This window comes from Pseudomonas sp. BO3-4, assembly GCF_034044115.1.
GTDB classification, from domain to species: Bacteria; Pseudomonadota; Gammaproteobacteria; order Pseudomonadales; family Pseudomonadaceae; genus Aquipseudomonas; species Aquipseudomonas alloputida.
In genome coordinates this window covers 933314-949454 of sequence record NZ_CP139018.1, presented here as the reverse complement: position 1 = coordinate 949454, position 16141 = coordinate 933314, and the positions used below count along the sequence as shown (strand labels likewise).

At 53.0% G+C, this 16141-nt stretch carries 18 protein-coding genes and 1 tRNA gene; 8 read left to right on the top strand and 11 right to left on the bottom strand.

Features of this window, described 5'->3' with window-relative positions:
- Positions 1-6 precede the first annotated feature (6 nt).
- From iscR to trmJ, 3 genes are all read right to left on the bottom strand, one after another.
- Positions 7-498 carry a Fe-S cluster assembly transcriptional regulator IscR gene (gene iscR / locus REH59_RS04340; RefSeq protein WP_003248542.1) on the bottom strand — a complete coding sequence of 164 codons (492 nt, stop codon included), beginning with the start codon at positions 496-498 and terminating at the stop codon, positions 7-9.
- A gap of 179 nt (positions 499-677) precedes the next feature.
- Positions 678-1463 (bottom strand): serine O-acetyltransferase, encoded by a 786-nt coding sequence (gene cysE / locus REH59_RS04335; RefSeq protein WP_003248544.1) that lies wholly within the window; start codon positions 1461-1463, stop codon positions 678-680.
- Positions 1464-1466: 3 nt separating this feature from the next.
- Positions 1467-2222 carry a tRNA (cytosine(32)/uridine(32)-2'-O)-methyltransferase TrmJ gene (gene trmJ, locus REH59_RS04330; protein ID WP_029611811.1) on the bottom strand — a complete coding sequence of 252 codons (756 nt, stop codon included), beginning with the start codon at positions 2220-2222 and terminating at the stop codon, positions 1467-1469.
- 151 nt (positions 2223-2373) lie between these two features.
- Between trmJ and suhB the strand changes: the two genes are divergently transcribed.
- Positions 2374-3192: an inositol-phosphate phosphatase gene (suhB, locus tag REH59_RS04325; RefSeq protein ID WP_003248548.1), complete on the top strand. Its 819-nt coding sequence runs from the start codon at positions 2374-2376 to the stop codon at positions 3190-3192.
- A gap of 169 nt (positions 3193-3361) precedes the next feature.
- Here the strand turns inward: suhB and REH59_RS04320 are convergent, their stop codons facing one another.
- The 6 genes from REH59_RS04320 to queA form a co-directional block, all read right to left on the bottom strand.
- Positions 3362-3904: a glycine zipper 2TM domain-containing protein gene (locus REH59_RS04320; RefSeq protein ID WP_003248550.1), complete on the bottom strand. Its 543-nt coding sequence runs from the start codon at positions 3902-3904 to the stop codon at positions 3362-3364.
- 121 nt (positions 3905-4025) lie between these two features.
- Positions 4026-4934, bottom strand: a complete 909-nt coding sequence (secF, locus tag REH59_RS04315; RefSeq protein WP_012051244.1) for a protein translocase subunit SecF — start codon at positions 4932-4934, stop codon at positions 4026-4028.
- Between the two features lie 10 nt (positions 4935-4944).
- The gene (secD, locus tag REH59_RS04310) at positions 4945-6807 is read right to left on the bottom strand and encodes a protein translocase subunit SecD (RefSeq protein ID WP_012051243.1); all 1863 of its coding nucleotides are present in this window, start codon (positions 6805-6807) and stop codon (positions 4945-4947) included.
- 63 nt (positions 6808-6870) lie between these two features.
- Positions 6871-7206 carry a preprotein translocase subunit YajC gene (gene yajC, locus REH59_RS04305; RefSeq protein WP_003248556.1) on the bottom strand — a complete coding sequence of 112 codons (336 nt, stop codon included), beginning with the start codon at positions 7204-7206 and terminating at the stop codon, positions 6871-6873.
- A 42-nt stretch (positions 7207-7248) separates the two neighbouring features.
- A complete protein-coding gene (gene tgt, locus REH59_RS04300; protein ID WP_003248558.1) occupies positions 7249-8364 on the bottom strand; it encodes a tRNA guanosine(34) transglycosylase Tgt in 1116 nt (371 codons plus the stop codon).
- 14 nt (positions 8365-8378) lie between these two features.
- The gene (gene queA, locus REH59_RS04295) at positions 8379-9428 is read right to left on the bottom strand and encodes a tRNA preQ1(34) S-adenosylmethionine ribosyltransferase-isomerase QueA (RefSeq protein WP_004576301.1); all 1050 of its coding nucleotides are present in this window, start codon (positions 9426-9428) and stop codon (positions 8379-8381) included.
- 105 nt (positions 9429-9533) lie between these two features.
- On the opposite strand from queA, the gene REH59_RS04290 reads away from it, so the two are divergent.
- The 4 genes from REH59_RS04290 to REH59_RS04275 all read left to right on the top strand — a co-directional run bounded on the left by REH59_RS04290 (position 9534) and on the right by REH59_RS04275 (position 12140).
- A tRNA-Leu gene (locus REH59_RS04290) sits at positions 9534-9618 on the top strand.
- Positions 9619-9965: 347 nt separating this feature from the next.
- Complete coding sequence (locus tag REH59_RS04285; RefSeq protein ID WP_320450401.1) at positions 9966-10856, top strand: hypothetical protein; 891 nt, start codon at positions 9966-9968, stop codon at positions 10854-10856.
- Positions 10857-10863: 7 nt separating this feature from the next.
- Entirely contained in the window at positions 10864-11301 is a 438-nt protein-coding gene (locus REH59_RS04280; protein ID WP_320450400.1) for a hypothetical protein, read from the top strand.
- A 281-nt stretch (positions 11302-11582) separates the two neighbouring features.
- Positions 11583-12140 (top strand): hypothetical protein, encoded by a 558-nt coding sequence (locus REH59_RS04275; protein ID WP_320450399.1) that lies wholly within the window; start codon positions 11583-11585, stop codon positions 12138-12140.
- A 221-nt stretch (positions 12141-12361) separates the two neighbouring features.
- Here REH59_RS04275 and REH59_RS04270 read toward each other — a convergent pair whose 3' ends face one another.
- Together REH59_RS04270 and REH59_RS04265 are read right to left on the bottom strand one after the other, a co-directional pair.
- Positions 12362-13054: a hypothetical protein gene (locus tag REH59_RS04270; RefSeq protein ID WP_320450398.1), complete on the bottom strand. Its 693-nt coding sequence runs from the start codon at positions 13052-13054 to the stop codon at positions 12362-12364.
- Positions 13055-13388: 334 nt separating this feature from the next.
- Positions 13389-13715 (bottom strand): hypothetical protein, encoded by a 327-nt coding sequence (locus REH59_RS04265; protein ID WP_320450397.1) that lies wholly within the window; start codon positions 13713-13715, stop codon positions 13389-13391.
- 413 nt (positions 13716-14128) lie between these two features.
- Here REH59_RS04265 and REH59_RS04260 point away from each other — a divergent pair, with 413 nt between their 5' ends.
- The 3 genes from REH59_RS04260 to REH59_RS04250 are packed head-to-tail and all read left to right on the top strand — an operon-like array spanning position 14129 to position 16140.
- Complete coding sequence (locus REH59_RS04260; protein ID WP_320450396.1) at positions 14129-15034, top strand: hypothetical protein; 906 nt, start codon at positions 14129-14131, stop codon at positions 15032-15034.
- Between the two features lie 15 nt (positions 15035-15049).
- On the top strand, positions 15050-15421 hold the full coding sequence (locus tag REH59_RS04255) for a hypothetical protein (protein ID WP_320450395.1): 372 nt from the start codon (positions 15050-15052) through the stop codon (positions 15419-15421).
- Positions 15422-15474: 53 nt separating this feature from the next.
- Entirely contained in the window at positions 15475-16140 is a 666-nt protein-coding gene (locus tag REH59_RS04250) for a hypothetical protein (protein ID WP_320450394.1), read from the top strand.
- The last annotated feature ends 1 nt before the right edge of the window (position 16141 follow it).

Here is a 16141-nt window from a genome sequence, read left to right as displayed (position 1 = left end):
AGGGGATCAATCGACGGCAGACGTCTCAATCTTGTCCAGCTGGGCGGTTCGTCCTGCGACACGGCGCAGGTCCTGGCGCTGGGCGACTTCCTGCACATCACGGCGCTTGACGAGGTCGGCCAGGCTTATGCCGCTGAGGAATTCATGGATCTGCTGGCTGAGGTCGCACCACAGGTGGTGGGTCAGGCAGGTATCACCGGCATGGCAGTCCCCGAGCCCCTGGCAGCGGGTGGCATCGACCGATTCGTTGACCGCGTCGATAACCTGGGCCACCTGGATGGTTTCCATGCCCCGCGACAGCTGGTAGCCACCGCCTGGACCGCGCACACTGGAAACCAGGCTGCTGCGACGCAGCTTGGCGAACAGCTGCTCCAGATAAGAGAGGGAAATGCCCTGGCGCTCGGAAATATCGGCCAAAGACACCGGCCCATGCTTCGCGTGCAACGCCAGGTCGAGCATGGCGGTCACGGCGTATCGGCCTTTGGTAGTCAGTCGCATGGCTATTGGGTACCACGGGAGTTTCAGGATGTGTGCGAGTATGCGATTCCCGAGCATTTAAGTCAACTATTAGACCTACTGCTTTAGTCGGGTTTGCATCAGGGAGGCGGGCGCGATTGTAGCAGACGAGGGGCGCGAGCACACGCCCCACATGCCACCGTGACTTCAGTGCGGCGCGATCAATGCGGCTGAGTGTCGCGCTGGGCCACCTGGGTAACCTCGGTGAAGTCGTCCTCCGGCAAGGCCGGCAGTTCCTTGGCGCAATAGTCACTGCCCATCTTGGTCAGCGCGCCACACATACCCTCCAACCGTTCGTCGACGGCCTGCAGATGATCGAGCATCTGGCCGATGGCCCGCGCCACCGGGTCGGGCATGTCGCCACTCACACCATAGGCGTCAAAGCCGATCTTCTCGGCCATTGCCTTACGCTTGGCTTCGACTTCGGTGTCCTCGCTCTTGACGATGATCCGCCCCGGAATGCCCACCGCCGTAGCCCCGGCCGGCACCGCCTTGGTGACCACCGCATTGGAACCGATCTTGGCCCCGGCGCCGACCGTGAAAGGCCCCAACACCTTGGCACCCGCCCCTACCACCACGCCGTTTTCCAAGGTGGGGTGGCGCTTGCCCTTGTTCCAGCTGGTGCCACCGAGCGTCACCCCCTGGTACAGGGTGACGTCATCACCGATCTCGGCGGTTTCGCCAATGACGATACCCATACCGTGGTCGATGAAAAAGCGCCGGCCAATGGTGGCGCCAGGGTGGATTTCGATACCGGTCAGCCAGCGACCGAAGTTCGACACCAGCCGGGCCAACCATTTGAAATCACGCCTCCACAGCGCATTGCCCAGGCGGTGCAGCCAGATGGCATGCATGCCGGGGTAGCAAGTGAGCACCTCGAAGGCATTGCGTGCAGCCGGGTCACGGTGGAATACGCTTTGAATATCTTCACGCAGACGTTCGAACATCTGTCAGTCCTTCCGTTTATGCGGCTCGCCCCGGACCACCTTCTGGGTCTCGGTGAGGATGCCGCGCAAAATGCTCATTTCCGAACGCTCGACCGCCACCCGCCCATACAGCCGGCGCAGGCGCGGCATCAGGTGCTTGGGCTTTTCGGGGTCGAGGAAGCCGATGCCCACCAGGGTTTTCTCCAGGTGGTCGTAGAACAGCTCCATTTCATCCATGGTCGCCAGCTCAGCGGCGTCAACCTTCTCGACTTTGCCCGGTGCTTCACCGGCAGCCAGCCAGGCCATGCGCACCTCGTAGGAGAGCACCTGCACGGCAGCCGCCAGGTTCAGCGAGCTGAAGTCGGGGTTGGAGGGAATGTGCACGTGGAAGTGACATCGCTGCAGTTCTTCGTTGGTCAGGCCGGCGTGCTCGCGCCCGAACACCAGGGCGATTTCCTCGCCGCCTTTGGCATGCTCCACCGCCTTGGCACCGCATTCACGCGGGCCGATCAACGGCCAGGGAATGCTGCGCTCGCGGGCGCTGGTGCCCATCACCAGGTTGCAGCCGACCAGCGCCTGTTCGAGGCTGTCGACCACCTGGGCGTTATCCAGCACATCGTCGGCGCCCGAAGCACGGGCACTGGCATCCACGGCGGGGAATTCTTTCGGCTGCACCAGCACCAGACGCGACAAGCCCATGTTTTTCATGGCACGCGCAGCGCCGCCGATGTTGCCGGGGTGGCTGGTATTGACCAGAACAACACGAATATTTTGCAGCAAGGTGTTGTGCTCACAGATGCAGGAATCAGGGCCTTCGATCTTACAGAACCGACAGACGTAACGCCATGAAAGCAAATGTGACACTTCTGCCGCCAAAGTTTTCTGCTAGAATGATCGGCTTTCTTCTTTAACATCTCCAGGTGACCCGCCCATGCAGCCTATGCTGAATATCGCCCTGCGCGCCGCTCGCAGCGCCAGTGAACTGATTTTCCGCTCCATCGAACGCCTGGATAGCATCAAGGTCGATGAGAAAGAGGCCAAGGACTACGTTTCCGAAGTCGATCGCGCCGCCGAGCAGAGCATCGTCAACGCCCTGCGCAAGGCCTACCCGAACCACTCCATCCAGGGCGAGGAAACCGGCCTGCACGCGGGTAGCGGCGAAGAAGGCAAAGATTACCTGTGGATCATCGACCCGCTGGACGGCACCACCAACTTCCTGCGCGGCATCCCGCACTTCGCCGTCAGCATCGCCTGCAAATACCGCGGCCGCCTTGAGCACGCCGTGATCGTCGACCCGGTTCGCCAGGAAGAATTCACCGCCAGCCGTGGCCGTGGCGCCCAACTCAATGGCCGCCGCCTGCGCGTCAGCTCGCGCACAAGCCTGGAAGGCGCCCTGCTGGGCACCGGCTTCCCGTTCCGTGACGGCCAGATGGCGGACATGGACAACTACCTGGGCATGTTCCGCGCCTTGACCGGCCAGACCGCCGGCATCCGCCGCGCCGGCTCCGCCAGCCTGGACCTGGCCTACGTGGCTGCTGGCCGCTTCGACGCCTTCTGGGAGTCGGGCCTGTCCGAATGGGACATGGCAGCTGGCGTACTGCTAATCCAGGAAGCCGGTGGCTTGGTGAGCGACTTCAACGGTGGCCACGACTTCCTCGACAAAGGTCACATCGTTGCAGGCAACATCAAGTGCTTCAAGGCAGTACTGACTGCCATCCAACCGCACCTGCCAGAAAGCATGAAGCGCTAAGCGCAGATTGCTGGCAAACAAAAAGCACCTCTCGAGGTGCTTTTTTTGTGCCTGGTGGTTTTGCGCGGCCTGTGCCGGCCTCTTCGCGGGTAAACCCGCTCCTACAGGGACAATGCGTTCCATGTAGGAGCGGGTTTACCCGCGAAGAGGCCGACACAGGCCACGCAAATTACTGACCCGCTTCGCTCAGGATCAACTTGCCATTCTTGTCCAGCGGAATGGTCGATCCCGGCTCGCGATCCATCTTCACCTTGCCTACCTGATCACCGATGGAATAGGTCACGTTGTAGCCCACCACCTTCTCGCTGATGTCGTTGACCGTGTTGCAGCGAGTTTGCGTGGTTGTGTAGGTATCACGCTCCTGCATGCCTTCCTGCACCTTGTTACCGGCATAACCACCACCGACCGCACCGGCCACCGTGGCAATCTTCTTGCCGGTGCCACCACCAATCTGGTTACCCAGCAAGCCACCGGCCAGCGCACCCACGACGGTGCCGGCGATCTGATGCTGGTCCTTGACCGGCGCCTGGCGCGTAACGGTAACGTCCTTGCACACTTCGCGCGGGGTTTTCACCTGTTGCTTGATCGGCTGCACGTCGGTGACCTGGGCATACTCAGGCCCCTTGTTGACCAAGCTGTAGGTCGCGACAGCACCTCCGGCAGTCACACCGACAGCACCCAGCACCGCACCCACCAGCATTGATTTGTTCACGTGGACCTCCTGATCGTACCAGCGGGTATCAACCCGCGCTTCTCCCAGCCTTGGAGCAAAAAAAAAGGCGCGAGTTCAATACTCGCGCCTTTTACACCGCCAGGCGGTGATGGACTAGCCCTTACGGACGATCATCCACACCCTCGGCCTTGGTCGGCGGGATCAGGTCTTCGCTGTTCAGGTTCAGCCAGATCAGCACCACGTTGGCGATATAGATCGACGAGTAGGTACCGGCCATGACACCAATGAACAGGGCGAGCGAGAAACCGAACAGGTTGTCACCCCCGAAGAACAGCAGCGCGGCAATGGCCAGCAAGGTCGAAACCGAAGTAGCGATGGTGCGCAGCAAGGTCTGGGTGGTGGAAACGTTGATGTTTTCGATCAGCGATGCCTTGCGCATGACGCGGAAGTTTTCACGTACCCGGTCGAACACGACGATGGTGTCGTTCAGCGAGTAGCCGATGATCGCCAGCACCGCTGCCAACACCGTCAGATCGAAGGTGATCTGGAAGAACGACAGGATACCCAGGGTCACCACCACGTCATGGATCAGCGAAACGATCGCCCCCACGGCGAACTTCCACTGAAAACGGAAGGCCAGGTAGATGAGGATACCGCCCAGGGCCAAGAGCATGCCCATGCCACCCTGGTCGCGCAGCTCTTCACCGACCTGCGGGCCGACGAACTCGACACGCTTGACCGTGGCCGGGTTGTCACCCCCGGCCTTTTGCAGCGCAGCAGCGACCTTGTTGCCCAGCTGCGGGTCATCGCCTGGCATACGCACCAGCAAGTCAGTGGTAGCGCCAAAGCTCTGCACTACCGCCTCGTGGAAACCGGAGTCGACCAACTCGGCACGCACTGCCTTGAGGTCGGCCGGGCGCTCGTAAGTCAGCTCGATCAGCGTACCACCGGTGAAGTCCAGGCCGAAGTTAAGGCCCTTCTGCCACCAGCTGAACAGCGCCAGCACGGTGAGGAGCACGGTAATGGCGAACGCGACATTGCGCACGCCCATGAAGTTGATGGTTTTCATCGCAGCTCCCTCAAACCCACAGCTTCTTGATGTCACGCCCGCCGCAGGTCAGGTTGACCATTGCGCGGGTCACCATGACGGCGGTGAACATCGAGGTGAAAATCCCGAGGGACATGGTAACCGCAAAGCCTTTGACCGGGCCGGTACCCATGGCGAACAGGATACCGCCGACCAGCAGGCTGGTCAGGTTGGCGTCGATGATCGCGGTGTACGCACGATTGAAGCCTTCGTGGATGGCACGCTGCACCGACATGCCGGCTTTCAGCTCCTCGCGGATACGCGAGAAGATCAGCACGTTGGCGTCCACCGCCATACCCATGGTCAGCACGATACCGGCAATACCCGGCAGCGTCAGGGTAGCGCCCAGCAGCGACATCAACGCCAGCAGCAGGACCATGTTGCCCGCCAGGGCGATGGTGGCGATCACGCCGAAGCCGCGGTAGATGGCGATGATGAACAGCGAGACGAACAGCATGCCCCACAGCGACGCATCGATACCCTTGGTGATGTTGTCAGCCCCCAGGCTTGGGCCAATGGTACGTTCTTCAGCGAAGTACATCGGCGCAGCCAGACCACCGGCACGCAGCAGCAGGGCCAGCTCGGACGATTCGCCCTGGCCGTTCAGACCGGTGATGCGGAACTGGCTGCCAAGCGGCGACTGGATGGTCGCCAGGCTGATGATTTTTTTCTCTTCGACGAAGCTTTGTACGGCAACGTCCTTCTCGACGCCGCCGACGGTTTGCTTGACGTAGCGGGTAACCGGCTTCTGCTCGATGAAGATCACCGCCATGCTACGGCCGACGTTGCTACGGGTAGCACGGCTCATCAGCTCGCCACCGTGGCCATCCAGGCGAATGTTCACCTGCGGGCGGCCATGCTCGTCGAAGCTGGCCTGGGCGTCGGTAACCTGGTCACCCGTGATGATCAGGCCCCGCTCGACTGCGGCGGAGCGGCCGCCCTCACGGAACTCGAACACCTCGGTAGTGGCCTTGGATGCACCCGGTTCGGCACCGAAGCGGAACTCCAGGTTGGCCGTTTTACCAAGGATACGCTTGGCTTCGGCGGTGTCCTGCACGCCTGGCAGCTCGACCACGATACGGTTGGCGCCCTGGCGCTGTACCAGAGGCTCTGCCACACCCAGCTCGTTCACGCGGTTGCGCACGGTGGTGAGGTTCTGCTTGATCGAGTATTCGCGGATCTCGGCGACTTTCGCCTGGGTCAGCGCCAGACGCAGCACCGCAAGCTCGTTGCGGTCGGTGGTGGTCAGGTCGAAATCATTGAAATTCTTGCGGATCAGGGCACGTGCCTGTTCGCGGGTGGCATCGTCAGCGAAGCCCAGCATGATGCCGCCATCCTGCTGAGGCAGGCTGCGGTAGCGGACGCGCTCTTTGCGCAGCAAGGTCTTGACCTCGCCTTCGTAGACTTTCATGCGGGCAGTCATGGCCTTGTCCATGTCCACTTCCAGCAGGAAGTGCACACCACCAGACAGGTCCAGGCCCAGTTTCATCGGGCTTGCGCCCAGGTTGCGCAGCCATTGCGGGGTAGTCTGGGCCAGGTTCAGGGCCACGACGTAATCATCGCCCAGTGCCTTGCGCACTACATCCTTGGCTGGCAGCTGGTCTTCCTGATTGGTCAGGCGGATCAGCCCGCTGCCCTTTTCACCCAGGCTTGCGCCCTTGACAGCGATCTTGGCATCGACCAGCGCCTTGCTGACGCGATCAAGATCGGCCTGATTCACCTGCAGCGCCGAGCTGGCACCGCTGATCTGTACCGCCGGGTCATCCGGGTAGAGGTTGGGAGCGGAATAAATGAAACCGACCACCAGTACCAGCACGATCAGTGCATATTTCCACAGAGGATATTTGTTCAGCATCACGCCGCCCGTTCAAGACGCGGGGCGCGTTGCGCGCCCCGACTGGAAAATAAAACCGGTAACTCAGATAGCCTTGAGCGTACCTTTTGGCAGGGTCGCAGCAATGGCACCCTTCTGGAACTTCAGCTCGACAGTGTCGGACACTTCCAGCACCACGAAGTCATCGGAAACCTTGACGATCTTGCCGGCGATGCCGCCGTTGGTGACAACTTCGTCACCTTTCTGCAAGTTGCTCAGCAGGTTCTTCTGCTCTTTCGCGCGCTTGGCCTGTGGGCGCCAGATCATCAGGTAGAAGATGACCAGGAAACCGACCAGGAAAATCCACTCGAAGCCGGTACCGGCTGGGCCAGCGGCAGGTGCTGCAGCGTCCGCGTATGCGGCGGGGATGAAGAAGCTCATTGGGCACTCCTAATGTAATTTTCTAATAATGGATGCGGACAGTCAGTCCAAGGGCGGTACAGGAAGCCCGCGCTTGGCGTAGAAGGCGTCGACAAAGGCGGCCAATTTACCCTGTTGAATAGCCTCGCGTAAACCGGCCATCAAGCGCTGATAATGGCGCAAGTTGTGGATGGTATTCAGCATGCTGCTCAGCATTTCGCCGCATTTGTCCAGATGATGGAGATAGGCGCGCGAGAAGTTGGTGCAGGTATAGCAGTCACAGGTCGGATCCAGCGGCGATTCATCGTGACGATGGAACGCATTGCGGATCTTGATCACCCCTGTATCAACGAACAGATGACCGTTGCGCGCGTTACGCGTCGGCATCACGCAGTCGAACATGTCGACGCCGCGGCGCACACCCTCAACGAGATCTTCCGGTTTGCCTACCCCCATAAGGTAACGAGGTTTGTCAGCAGGCATCTGGTCCGGCAGATAATCCAGCACCTTGATCATTTCGTGCTTGGGCTCGCCCACCGACAGGCCGCCAATGGCCAGGCCGTCGAAACCGATGTTTTCCAGGCCTTCCAGCGAGCGCATGCGCAGGTCCTGGTACATGCCGCCCTGGACAATGCCGAACAGCGCTGCGGTGTTGTCGGCATGGGCGTTCTTCGAGCGCTGGGCCCAGCGCAGCGACAGCTCCATGGAAGTGCGTGCCACATCGTGCTCGGCCGGGTACGGGGTGCACTCGTCGAAGATCATTACCACGTCCGAGCCCAGGTCACGCTGAACCTGCATCGACTCTTCCGGGCCCATGAACACCTTGGAACCATCGACCGGCGAAGCGAAGGTCACGCCCTCTTCCTTGATCTTGCGCATGGCACCCAGGCTGAATACCTGGAAACCACCGGAGTCGGTGAGGATCGGGCCTTTCCACTGCATGAAATCGTGCAGGCCGTTGTGCTTCTTGATCACCTCGGTGCCCGGACGCAGCCACAGGTGGAAGGTGTTGCCGAGGATCATCTCGGCGCCGATGGCCTCGATGTCGCGTGGCAGCATGCCCTTGACCGTGCCATACGTCCCCACTGGCATGAATGCCGGGGTTTCCACGGTGCCACGTGGGAAGGTGATGCGACCCCGACGGGCCTTGCCGTCGGTGGCCAGCAGTTCGAAGGACATTCGACAGGTGCGACTCATGCTTGATCCTCGGGCCCGCGTGGCGCCGGATTGCGGGTGATGAACATGGCATCACCGTAACTGAAGAAGCGGTACCCATGCTCGACCGCCGCTGCGTAGGCAGCCATGGTCTCGGGGTAGCCGGCGAAAGCCGAGACCAGCATCAGCAGCGTGGACTCCGGCAGATGGAAGTTGGTGACCAGGGCATCGACCACATGGAACGGCCGGCCCGGGTAGATGAAGATGTCGGTGTCGCCACTGAAGGCCTTGAGCACGCCATCACGCGCGGCGCTTTCCAGCGAACGCACACTGGTGGTGCCAACCGCGATCACCCGACCACCACGGGCCCGGCAGGCCTCGATGGCATCGACCACATCCTGGCCCACTTCGAGCCACTCTTTATGCATGTGGTGGTCTTCGATCTTGTCGACCCGCACCGGCTGGAAGGTGCCGGCGCCCACATGCAGGGTGACGAAGGCGCGCTCGACGCCCTTGTCGGCGATCTTTTCCAGCAGCGCCTCGTCGAAGTGCAGGCCTGCGGTAGGCGCGGCAACCGCGCCGGCGCGCTGGGCGTACACGGTCTGGTAGCGCTCGCGGTCGGCGCCCTCGTCCGGGCGGTCGATATAGGGCGGCAACGGCATATGGCCGACACGGTCGAGCAACGGCAGCACCTCTTCGGTGAAGCGAAGCTCGAACAGCGTGTCATGGCGCGCGACCATTTCGGCCTCGCCACCGCCATCGATGAGGATGACCGCGCCAACCTTGGGCGCCTTGCTGGCGCGCACATGGGCCAGCACCCGGTGGCTGTCGAGCACGCGCTCGACCAGTACCTCCAGCTTGCCGCCGGAGGCTTTCTGGCCAAACAACCGCGCCGGGATCACCCGGGTGTTGTTGAACACCATCAAGTCGCCGGGGCGCAGATAGTCGAGCAAGTCGGGGAATTGCCGGTGCGCCAGCGCGCCGGTAGGCCCATCGAGCACCAGCAGACGGCTGCCATGGCGCTCGGCCAACGGGTGGCGGGCGATCAGGGAATCAGGGAGTTCGAAGGAAAAATCGGCGACGCGCATGATGATGTTCGGTTCGGCAGGGCCGGGAAGTTTAGCCCAATGTGTGAAAATTGACCATGAAAGCCGATTGACCGACCAGCGGCACCTCTTTATACTGCGCGCCACGCCCTGATGGCGGAATTGGTAGACGCGGCGGATTCAAAATCCGTTTTCGAAAGGAGTGGGAGTTCGAGTCTCCCTCGGGGCACCATCATTTTCCTTGTAAATCAAGGACTTAGAGAAGGGGTAGAAAGAAATTTCTACCCCTTTTTCTATCCAAAAAATCTACCTTTTTTCCTCTGATTTTCTCATTTTTCCTACAAAAAACCAAAATCATATCCGCTGTGGCGGGTGGGTTGGCCCGGTCGTTTCCTTCCGGCCAACGATGCGTTTCTCTGATGCGGCCCCATGGGCAGGACCACCTACCCCTAGCCTCGTCTGTAGAAAGCCACGCACCACGATCCTTCCGTAAGGCAGCCCCCTTGCCTTGCATGAGCTTCTTGCAGTACATCGCTTCCGCAGGGCACAGTATGGCCATTTAATGGCGTAAGGTGTCCCATGGCAGGGTTAGTAGCAGAACTGCAAGCAGATGCACTCAACGAGTCAATCCACATCATGGCCTTGCTGAGAAAAGCGAAAGCCGTTTCTATCAAGCTAAACGCTCCTTCTATTTCTGCGTGGATTGAAAATGAACTGCAAGGCTACAGATCCAACGATGATATTCCTGATTATCGTCATGTAAGAGGGACACTCGTCTGCTACAACCCCATTAACGGTCACATCCCTCTATCAATAGATAACCCAAGCATTCGTGAGACGGTCACGAGTCGAAAAATTTCACAACCTATCGGTAAGCTTTGCGAGCATGCAGCGAATAACAACAGCATTGTGCTTGCTTTTCCCGCAAGACTCTCCGAGATGCTGCAGAACGGCATGCGGTTCAAAATGGAGCCGGGTCTGCAAATTGATTCAAGCACCCTTAATAACATTATTTATGGTATCCGCGATAAGGTTTTGCAATTCGCATTAGAACTTGAACTACAAGGCATCCATGGTGAAGGCATGAGCTTTTCGAAGGAAGAAAAAGCTGCAGCAGCGTCTGTAACGTATAACACCATAACTATTGGGAGCATGCACAACTCTCAGATCCAACAAGATAGCGATAACTCAAATCAAAACTACGGCACGACGGATTTCCGAAATGATCTGGAGTCATTCATCGATGAGTTGAGAAAAGATCTACACAAACTTGATGATGACCAAGAAGCTAAACAGTCCTTGAAAGCTGACCTTGACACAATCAAAGCTCAGCTCGGCTCATCCTCTCCAAAGAAATCGATTCTCCGAGAATGCCTATCTTCCGCACGGAACATTCTTGAAGGTGCTGCAGGTGGTGTCCTTACTAACTACATACCTGCAGCTACTCAACTTATCGCTGCCTGCAGCTGAGGCAATCATGATCTCACCTCTCGACGAAATTTTGGCATGGGTTAAAAATCTCGCCCCTGTACAACAAATGGATGTTGTATTTCTCGTATCGGCGATGCCAGGGCTGAACGCTGATCCAAGCACCGATACCATGACATCCGTTTTTCTTGATCAAATTGAAGAACTTAGATCTGGGAAGGTTAGGGAGCAAGCTCTCATTTTGTGCCTTAGAACTCTTATTGAGAACTTCATTATTTCCCGCCGAAGCGATCCAGAGGGTTGGAAGAAAACGAAGGCAATTCTCGAAAGCCTTTCAGCTGAAAACAACAATCCTACCTTTGCTGAAATGGCAGAGCGAAAACAATTCGAAGGTGCTCAATGGGTCAGCAGCTGCAAAAAATGGAATGAGATGGCAAAAATTCATCTGACGGATGAAAACATTGAACGCTGGTTCAATCTCGGCTGAAAGGCCACATCGTGCAACACATATGATTTCCCAAAGGAAAGGCCATGAAGAAATGGATTTACGAGAAGTCCACCGTAGTATTTGTAGCCTCACTGCTCTTATACATCCTTATATGGTGCACGGTTTCCTACATAGGGGTTCAGGTAACCTATGTATTAGGTCCGATAATTCTTATCTCTGGCTTGCTATCTTATTTTTTCTCGCCATCAGACAAGGCAGCATAAGCAACTAAACAGTGCACCTACTCCCTACCCACCCGCAACCGCTCCTTTCGGTGAATCATGGACTATTACGAAAGCGATTTTGAAAGACGTAGAATGGAGCCTATGTATTGGTTCAACAAATCTACAGAGATGCGTAATTCTGCCGCAGCAATGTGGTACACGATCTCAAATGCCACTGAGGTTTCACAGTGGCTCAAGTCAAATTGCAATATTAGTGGCGGTGCGGACGACTCAGTATTCGATATGTTATGCGGCCTGTCGCTGGAGCTTATCTATAAAGCCGTCATCGTTTCCAAAAAGCAGCTACCTAAAAACATACACCGCCTAAACGACCTAAGAGTTCAGGCTGGGATTGATGCCACTAAGGACGAAGCGGCGATTTTAGACATTTATTCGCATATAATTTATTGGCAAGCAAAATATCCAGCAGCGGTAAAAAGCGATCATCATCGAGAATACGTTAAGCTCGTCTACGATAATCTATATGATCCAGTACCTGGAATGAGCATCAAAATAATCCAGCCAAACCATAAAATGGGTTGGGACCTATTCATATCGTTGTGGAATGAAGGGGCGGAAAGCTTCGCCAACCATAACCCTCAACTCTTCGGTTAGCTGGATCTGGATCGGGGTGGTTGATCGTGCCGAGGCTTCGCATCGGTGCGGACAAGCACCAATAAATAGCGGAAAAGCGGGCGTGCGGTGGCTCGCCAATCTGGGGGTATGCTTCGCATGTAAAAGCAAAGGCCAAAAAAAGGGCCTAACTCTCATGACTTTAAATCTTCTCAACAGAAAACGGAAAATTGACACAAGAAAAAAGCCTCTTTCGAGACTCTTTATATTTTGAGCATATCGACTACATCACGATAATAGCTCTTGCTGTCATTAAATGTTGCCATGAACTCTATGTTATCGACACGATAAACAGGGTTAAAAAGTGATGGTCTTGTGGCCTTCTTTTCCTGACTTTCACACTCTTGATAATCAAACTGCTTTGATGTTGCTATCAACGTCAGATAGCCCATGTTTACTTTGATGGTTTTGAAAACCTTTCTATTTTTCACAAGTGATATAGAAACTCTGTATTCTGTTCGCACTTCGTGAAATTTGAAGAAGTCGTCTGGCTGCAACATCTCATCAAAAGCCATCATCACAAATTTATCAGCAACAACGTTGTTAATTGGCTGGTCTGCTTTTGCGATATGCTGAGTCAACCTATGACACTTTGAAACAGACGACACAGGCTTAAATTTGTGCGTTTTAGTGAGCTTGATAGACACAGCATCATGGTCAAACTCATCAAGGTCAATCAAGTGAATCTTTTTCTGTGTCGCTTCTTGATATTGCTCTGAGTGAAAGTAGTCACTCAATATATAATAAGCATCGTCATATGATGCTTTATTGTTAGTAATGAGCAAATGACCTGAATATGACGGGCTGAAAAAGTAAGTATCACTTAAAGCATTTGAAACGCTGATAAATACATCATTTGCAATTTCTGCCGCATTGAATTTAATTTGTTTGTTCATAAGTCTCCTTTTCTGTTCTGTTACTATTATTAGAACATATAAAAAGAGATTGTCAAATTAAAGGGCCTAACTATTTTCATGTTTTTTGATAAGGTCTAACCCTATCGTAAAGTTAATGTCCAACCTTAAATATATTTTCGATTTGCTATTGACACGTTTTATTGGCGTAAACAAGCCATAAATTAAGATGTGGAAAATTCGATAACTCAAAAATTCTTGAGATTTCTGCGAAAAAACATTGTGATTTTTCAAGAAAAATACTTTCCAATCAAAGGGCCATAACCACAATGGGCACAAAAAAGCCTCGCTCAAGAGGCTTTAATATCCTATCGATCTACCACTTCAAAGCTGTTTCTAACGACCTTTCAGCCACGTAACAATCGAAAACGTAGCCTACACCTCGACGCTCTTCTAAATTTCGCTTTGCCGCTTCATACGAAATTTTTACATCAGCAACGTGAAAATAAAGGTCATCGTCGTCTTCTACGACCGTAACGTCATGCTTACAGTCAGTTAAGACATATAGAATCACTGCACTTGCTGCTGCGACTTGCGACACATTGTCAAAGTCTATGTTATCTATTTCAAGACCGAGCGATTCTCTGTCGCATTGAGAATAATCTTCGTAAAATTCTTCATATTCGTTTCTGTCGAATATCATATGTCGAGCCTATCTATTGTCGTTGAGAAAAACCACACGAACAAATCATAACTATCGAGTTATACAATGTCAAAAGAAAGGGCCTTATCTCTAAAAGCTGTATATCAGAATGGCTTTTGCTGTGAATGTATTTTAATAACATTTACGTAGTAAATCTATTTTACCCCTTTGAAACAGGCTGTTAATGGCTTGAAATCGGGATAATATCAAAAATGCCGGTTCCCGATTGTTGTTTTTTAGTGGCGTTTCGGTTCCCGATTGTTGTTATTTCAAATTTATTTCTTTTATTTAATGGTTATTTTGAGAGAGCACTATAATACGGTGCCAAGTTTTTGTTTTATTTTTCCTGTTATCTCTTGATTATTGATAAATATGTGGTTCAATATTTACATAAATAAGAGAAAAGGGAACCGATGCAATACGATATTATAGCTAAAGAAAGAAATATTTACTCTCGCAGTGATTTTATCTCAGTTCCAAAAGTGTTTTTGGCTTTGCCATTCTTCAACACTAAAAGAGCAGCAGACCAGTTCAATGATATTAGAATCAGCAAATTCCAAGACTTGAAGAACATCAAGCTTAAAGCATTGAATATGTCAATATTTAATGACTTCGAATATTTTTTATTTATCTATAAGAAGATGATTAAAAGTCGCTCAAGGATTGTTGAGTTTGAAAACAATGAAATGCTCGATGAACTTCATGTAGCTAAAAATCATAGAACCATGTATTTCAACGACTATTTCGACTCAATCGAAAAAATGTCAACGATGATATTTCAGTACGAGCAAGACAAGAAAAGAAAGGGCTTCTCTTTCTTCACTTCATACACCGTAGATAGAAAGTCATCTCGCTTCGAGTTCTCTGAGCATTTCGTAGCGTTCTTTAACGACCTACGCGAATTATACGAAATTGATTTCAGAGTGCTTGCAAAGCTAAAAAACGAGTATCAAAGAATTTTGTATGTGCTGTATGTTTGCAATCGAATGAACAAAATCAATGTGTTTTCTGTAGAGATGCTAAAGCAAAGATTTTTAGTAGGCACTACAGAAGACAAAAAATTTGTCTTCAAAATTCGCAAAGCAAATGAAGAGTTGAAAAAGCTAAATCTTATTTCAGGTTTCACAGAAGAAAAAAATGGTGGGAGAAAAACAGTCGCTTTCAAAATAGACTACTCACACAGCAGCTTGTATATGAAAAAGAAAGATTTATCAGCGTTTAATGACGGCAAGAAATTTGACGTAAAGCCTACTTTCGAAGAAGAGCCTACGCAACCAAAATTCGTTGAAGATGAATATTTCGACGATAGTTCAATCTAATAAAGGAGAAACAGAATGACGAAAAAGAAACAAACAATCAACATGATGACTGCACAAGACATGATGCAGCGAATATCAGAGATAGTACTGACATTCAAAAATCAGGGTTTAGCTCAAAAGCTCAAAGCTGCTGCGTCAAAAGCACTTGATGAGAACAACCTCAGTGCTTTGAAATCACTGCTCATCATCGCGTTAGCTGCTCAATGCGACGAAGAACTGATAAGTTCTAAAGTAGAAGGTGAAGGTCTATTTTTTGACCCTCTATCGAAGGAGTTTTTGAGTGAATTCGATGCAGAGAAAGCAATTGCAGATTTGAATCGTACTGTTGACCAGATAAAGGCAGGCGTTCAGAAAAGGTCGAACAAGATAGACCAAAAACCTAAATAACGAGTGTAAGGCAATAGCCTGCACTCAACCAAATTAAACCACACAAGGAAAAAATGAATGTTAAGAATTTTGGCAAACTGATAACAGTGGCTTTGCTTTTAGTCCCTGCGTTCGCATTAGGGGCTTCCGTTGAAGACGCAACGTCTAATCGTGTTGAACTTATCGCAGAATTTAACAAGCTCATCATCATCACAGGATTTTTAATTGGCTTAGCCGTGACCATCGCAGGCGGCTATAAGCTTATACAGATCGGCAACCAAGGCTCAAAATTTGGGTGGGGTGCCCCAGCAATTTACATTCTTGCTGGCGTCGTCATGATGAACGTTTCACCTTCACTCAGCGTGATTACTAATACGTATTTTAAGGTCGATTTCTGCACGATGATAGATGAGAGTCAATCTGTATCATCAAGCTGCTTTAAAGACGAAATCTCGGGCCTTACTGGGCCTTTAAAAGAACGTATCACCAGATTATCAAGTGACTCAACCGCTCAAGCATTCATGCAGAACATAGAAATTATCATCGGTATTTTTCAAGTAATTGGGTTCATTTACTTTTTGACAGGTGCGTATGGCCTCACCCAGGTAGCAAATGGGTCGGCCCAGCACGGGTATGGCAAACCCATAATCACGATGACAGCGTCTGCGTTGATTGTGGATATTCCACATACCGCGACGATGTTTATCGACACGCTACATCAGATAGGAATTAACTTTTAAG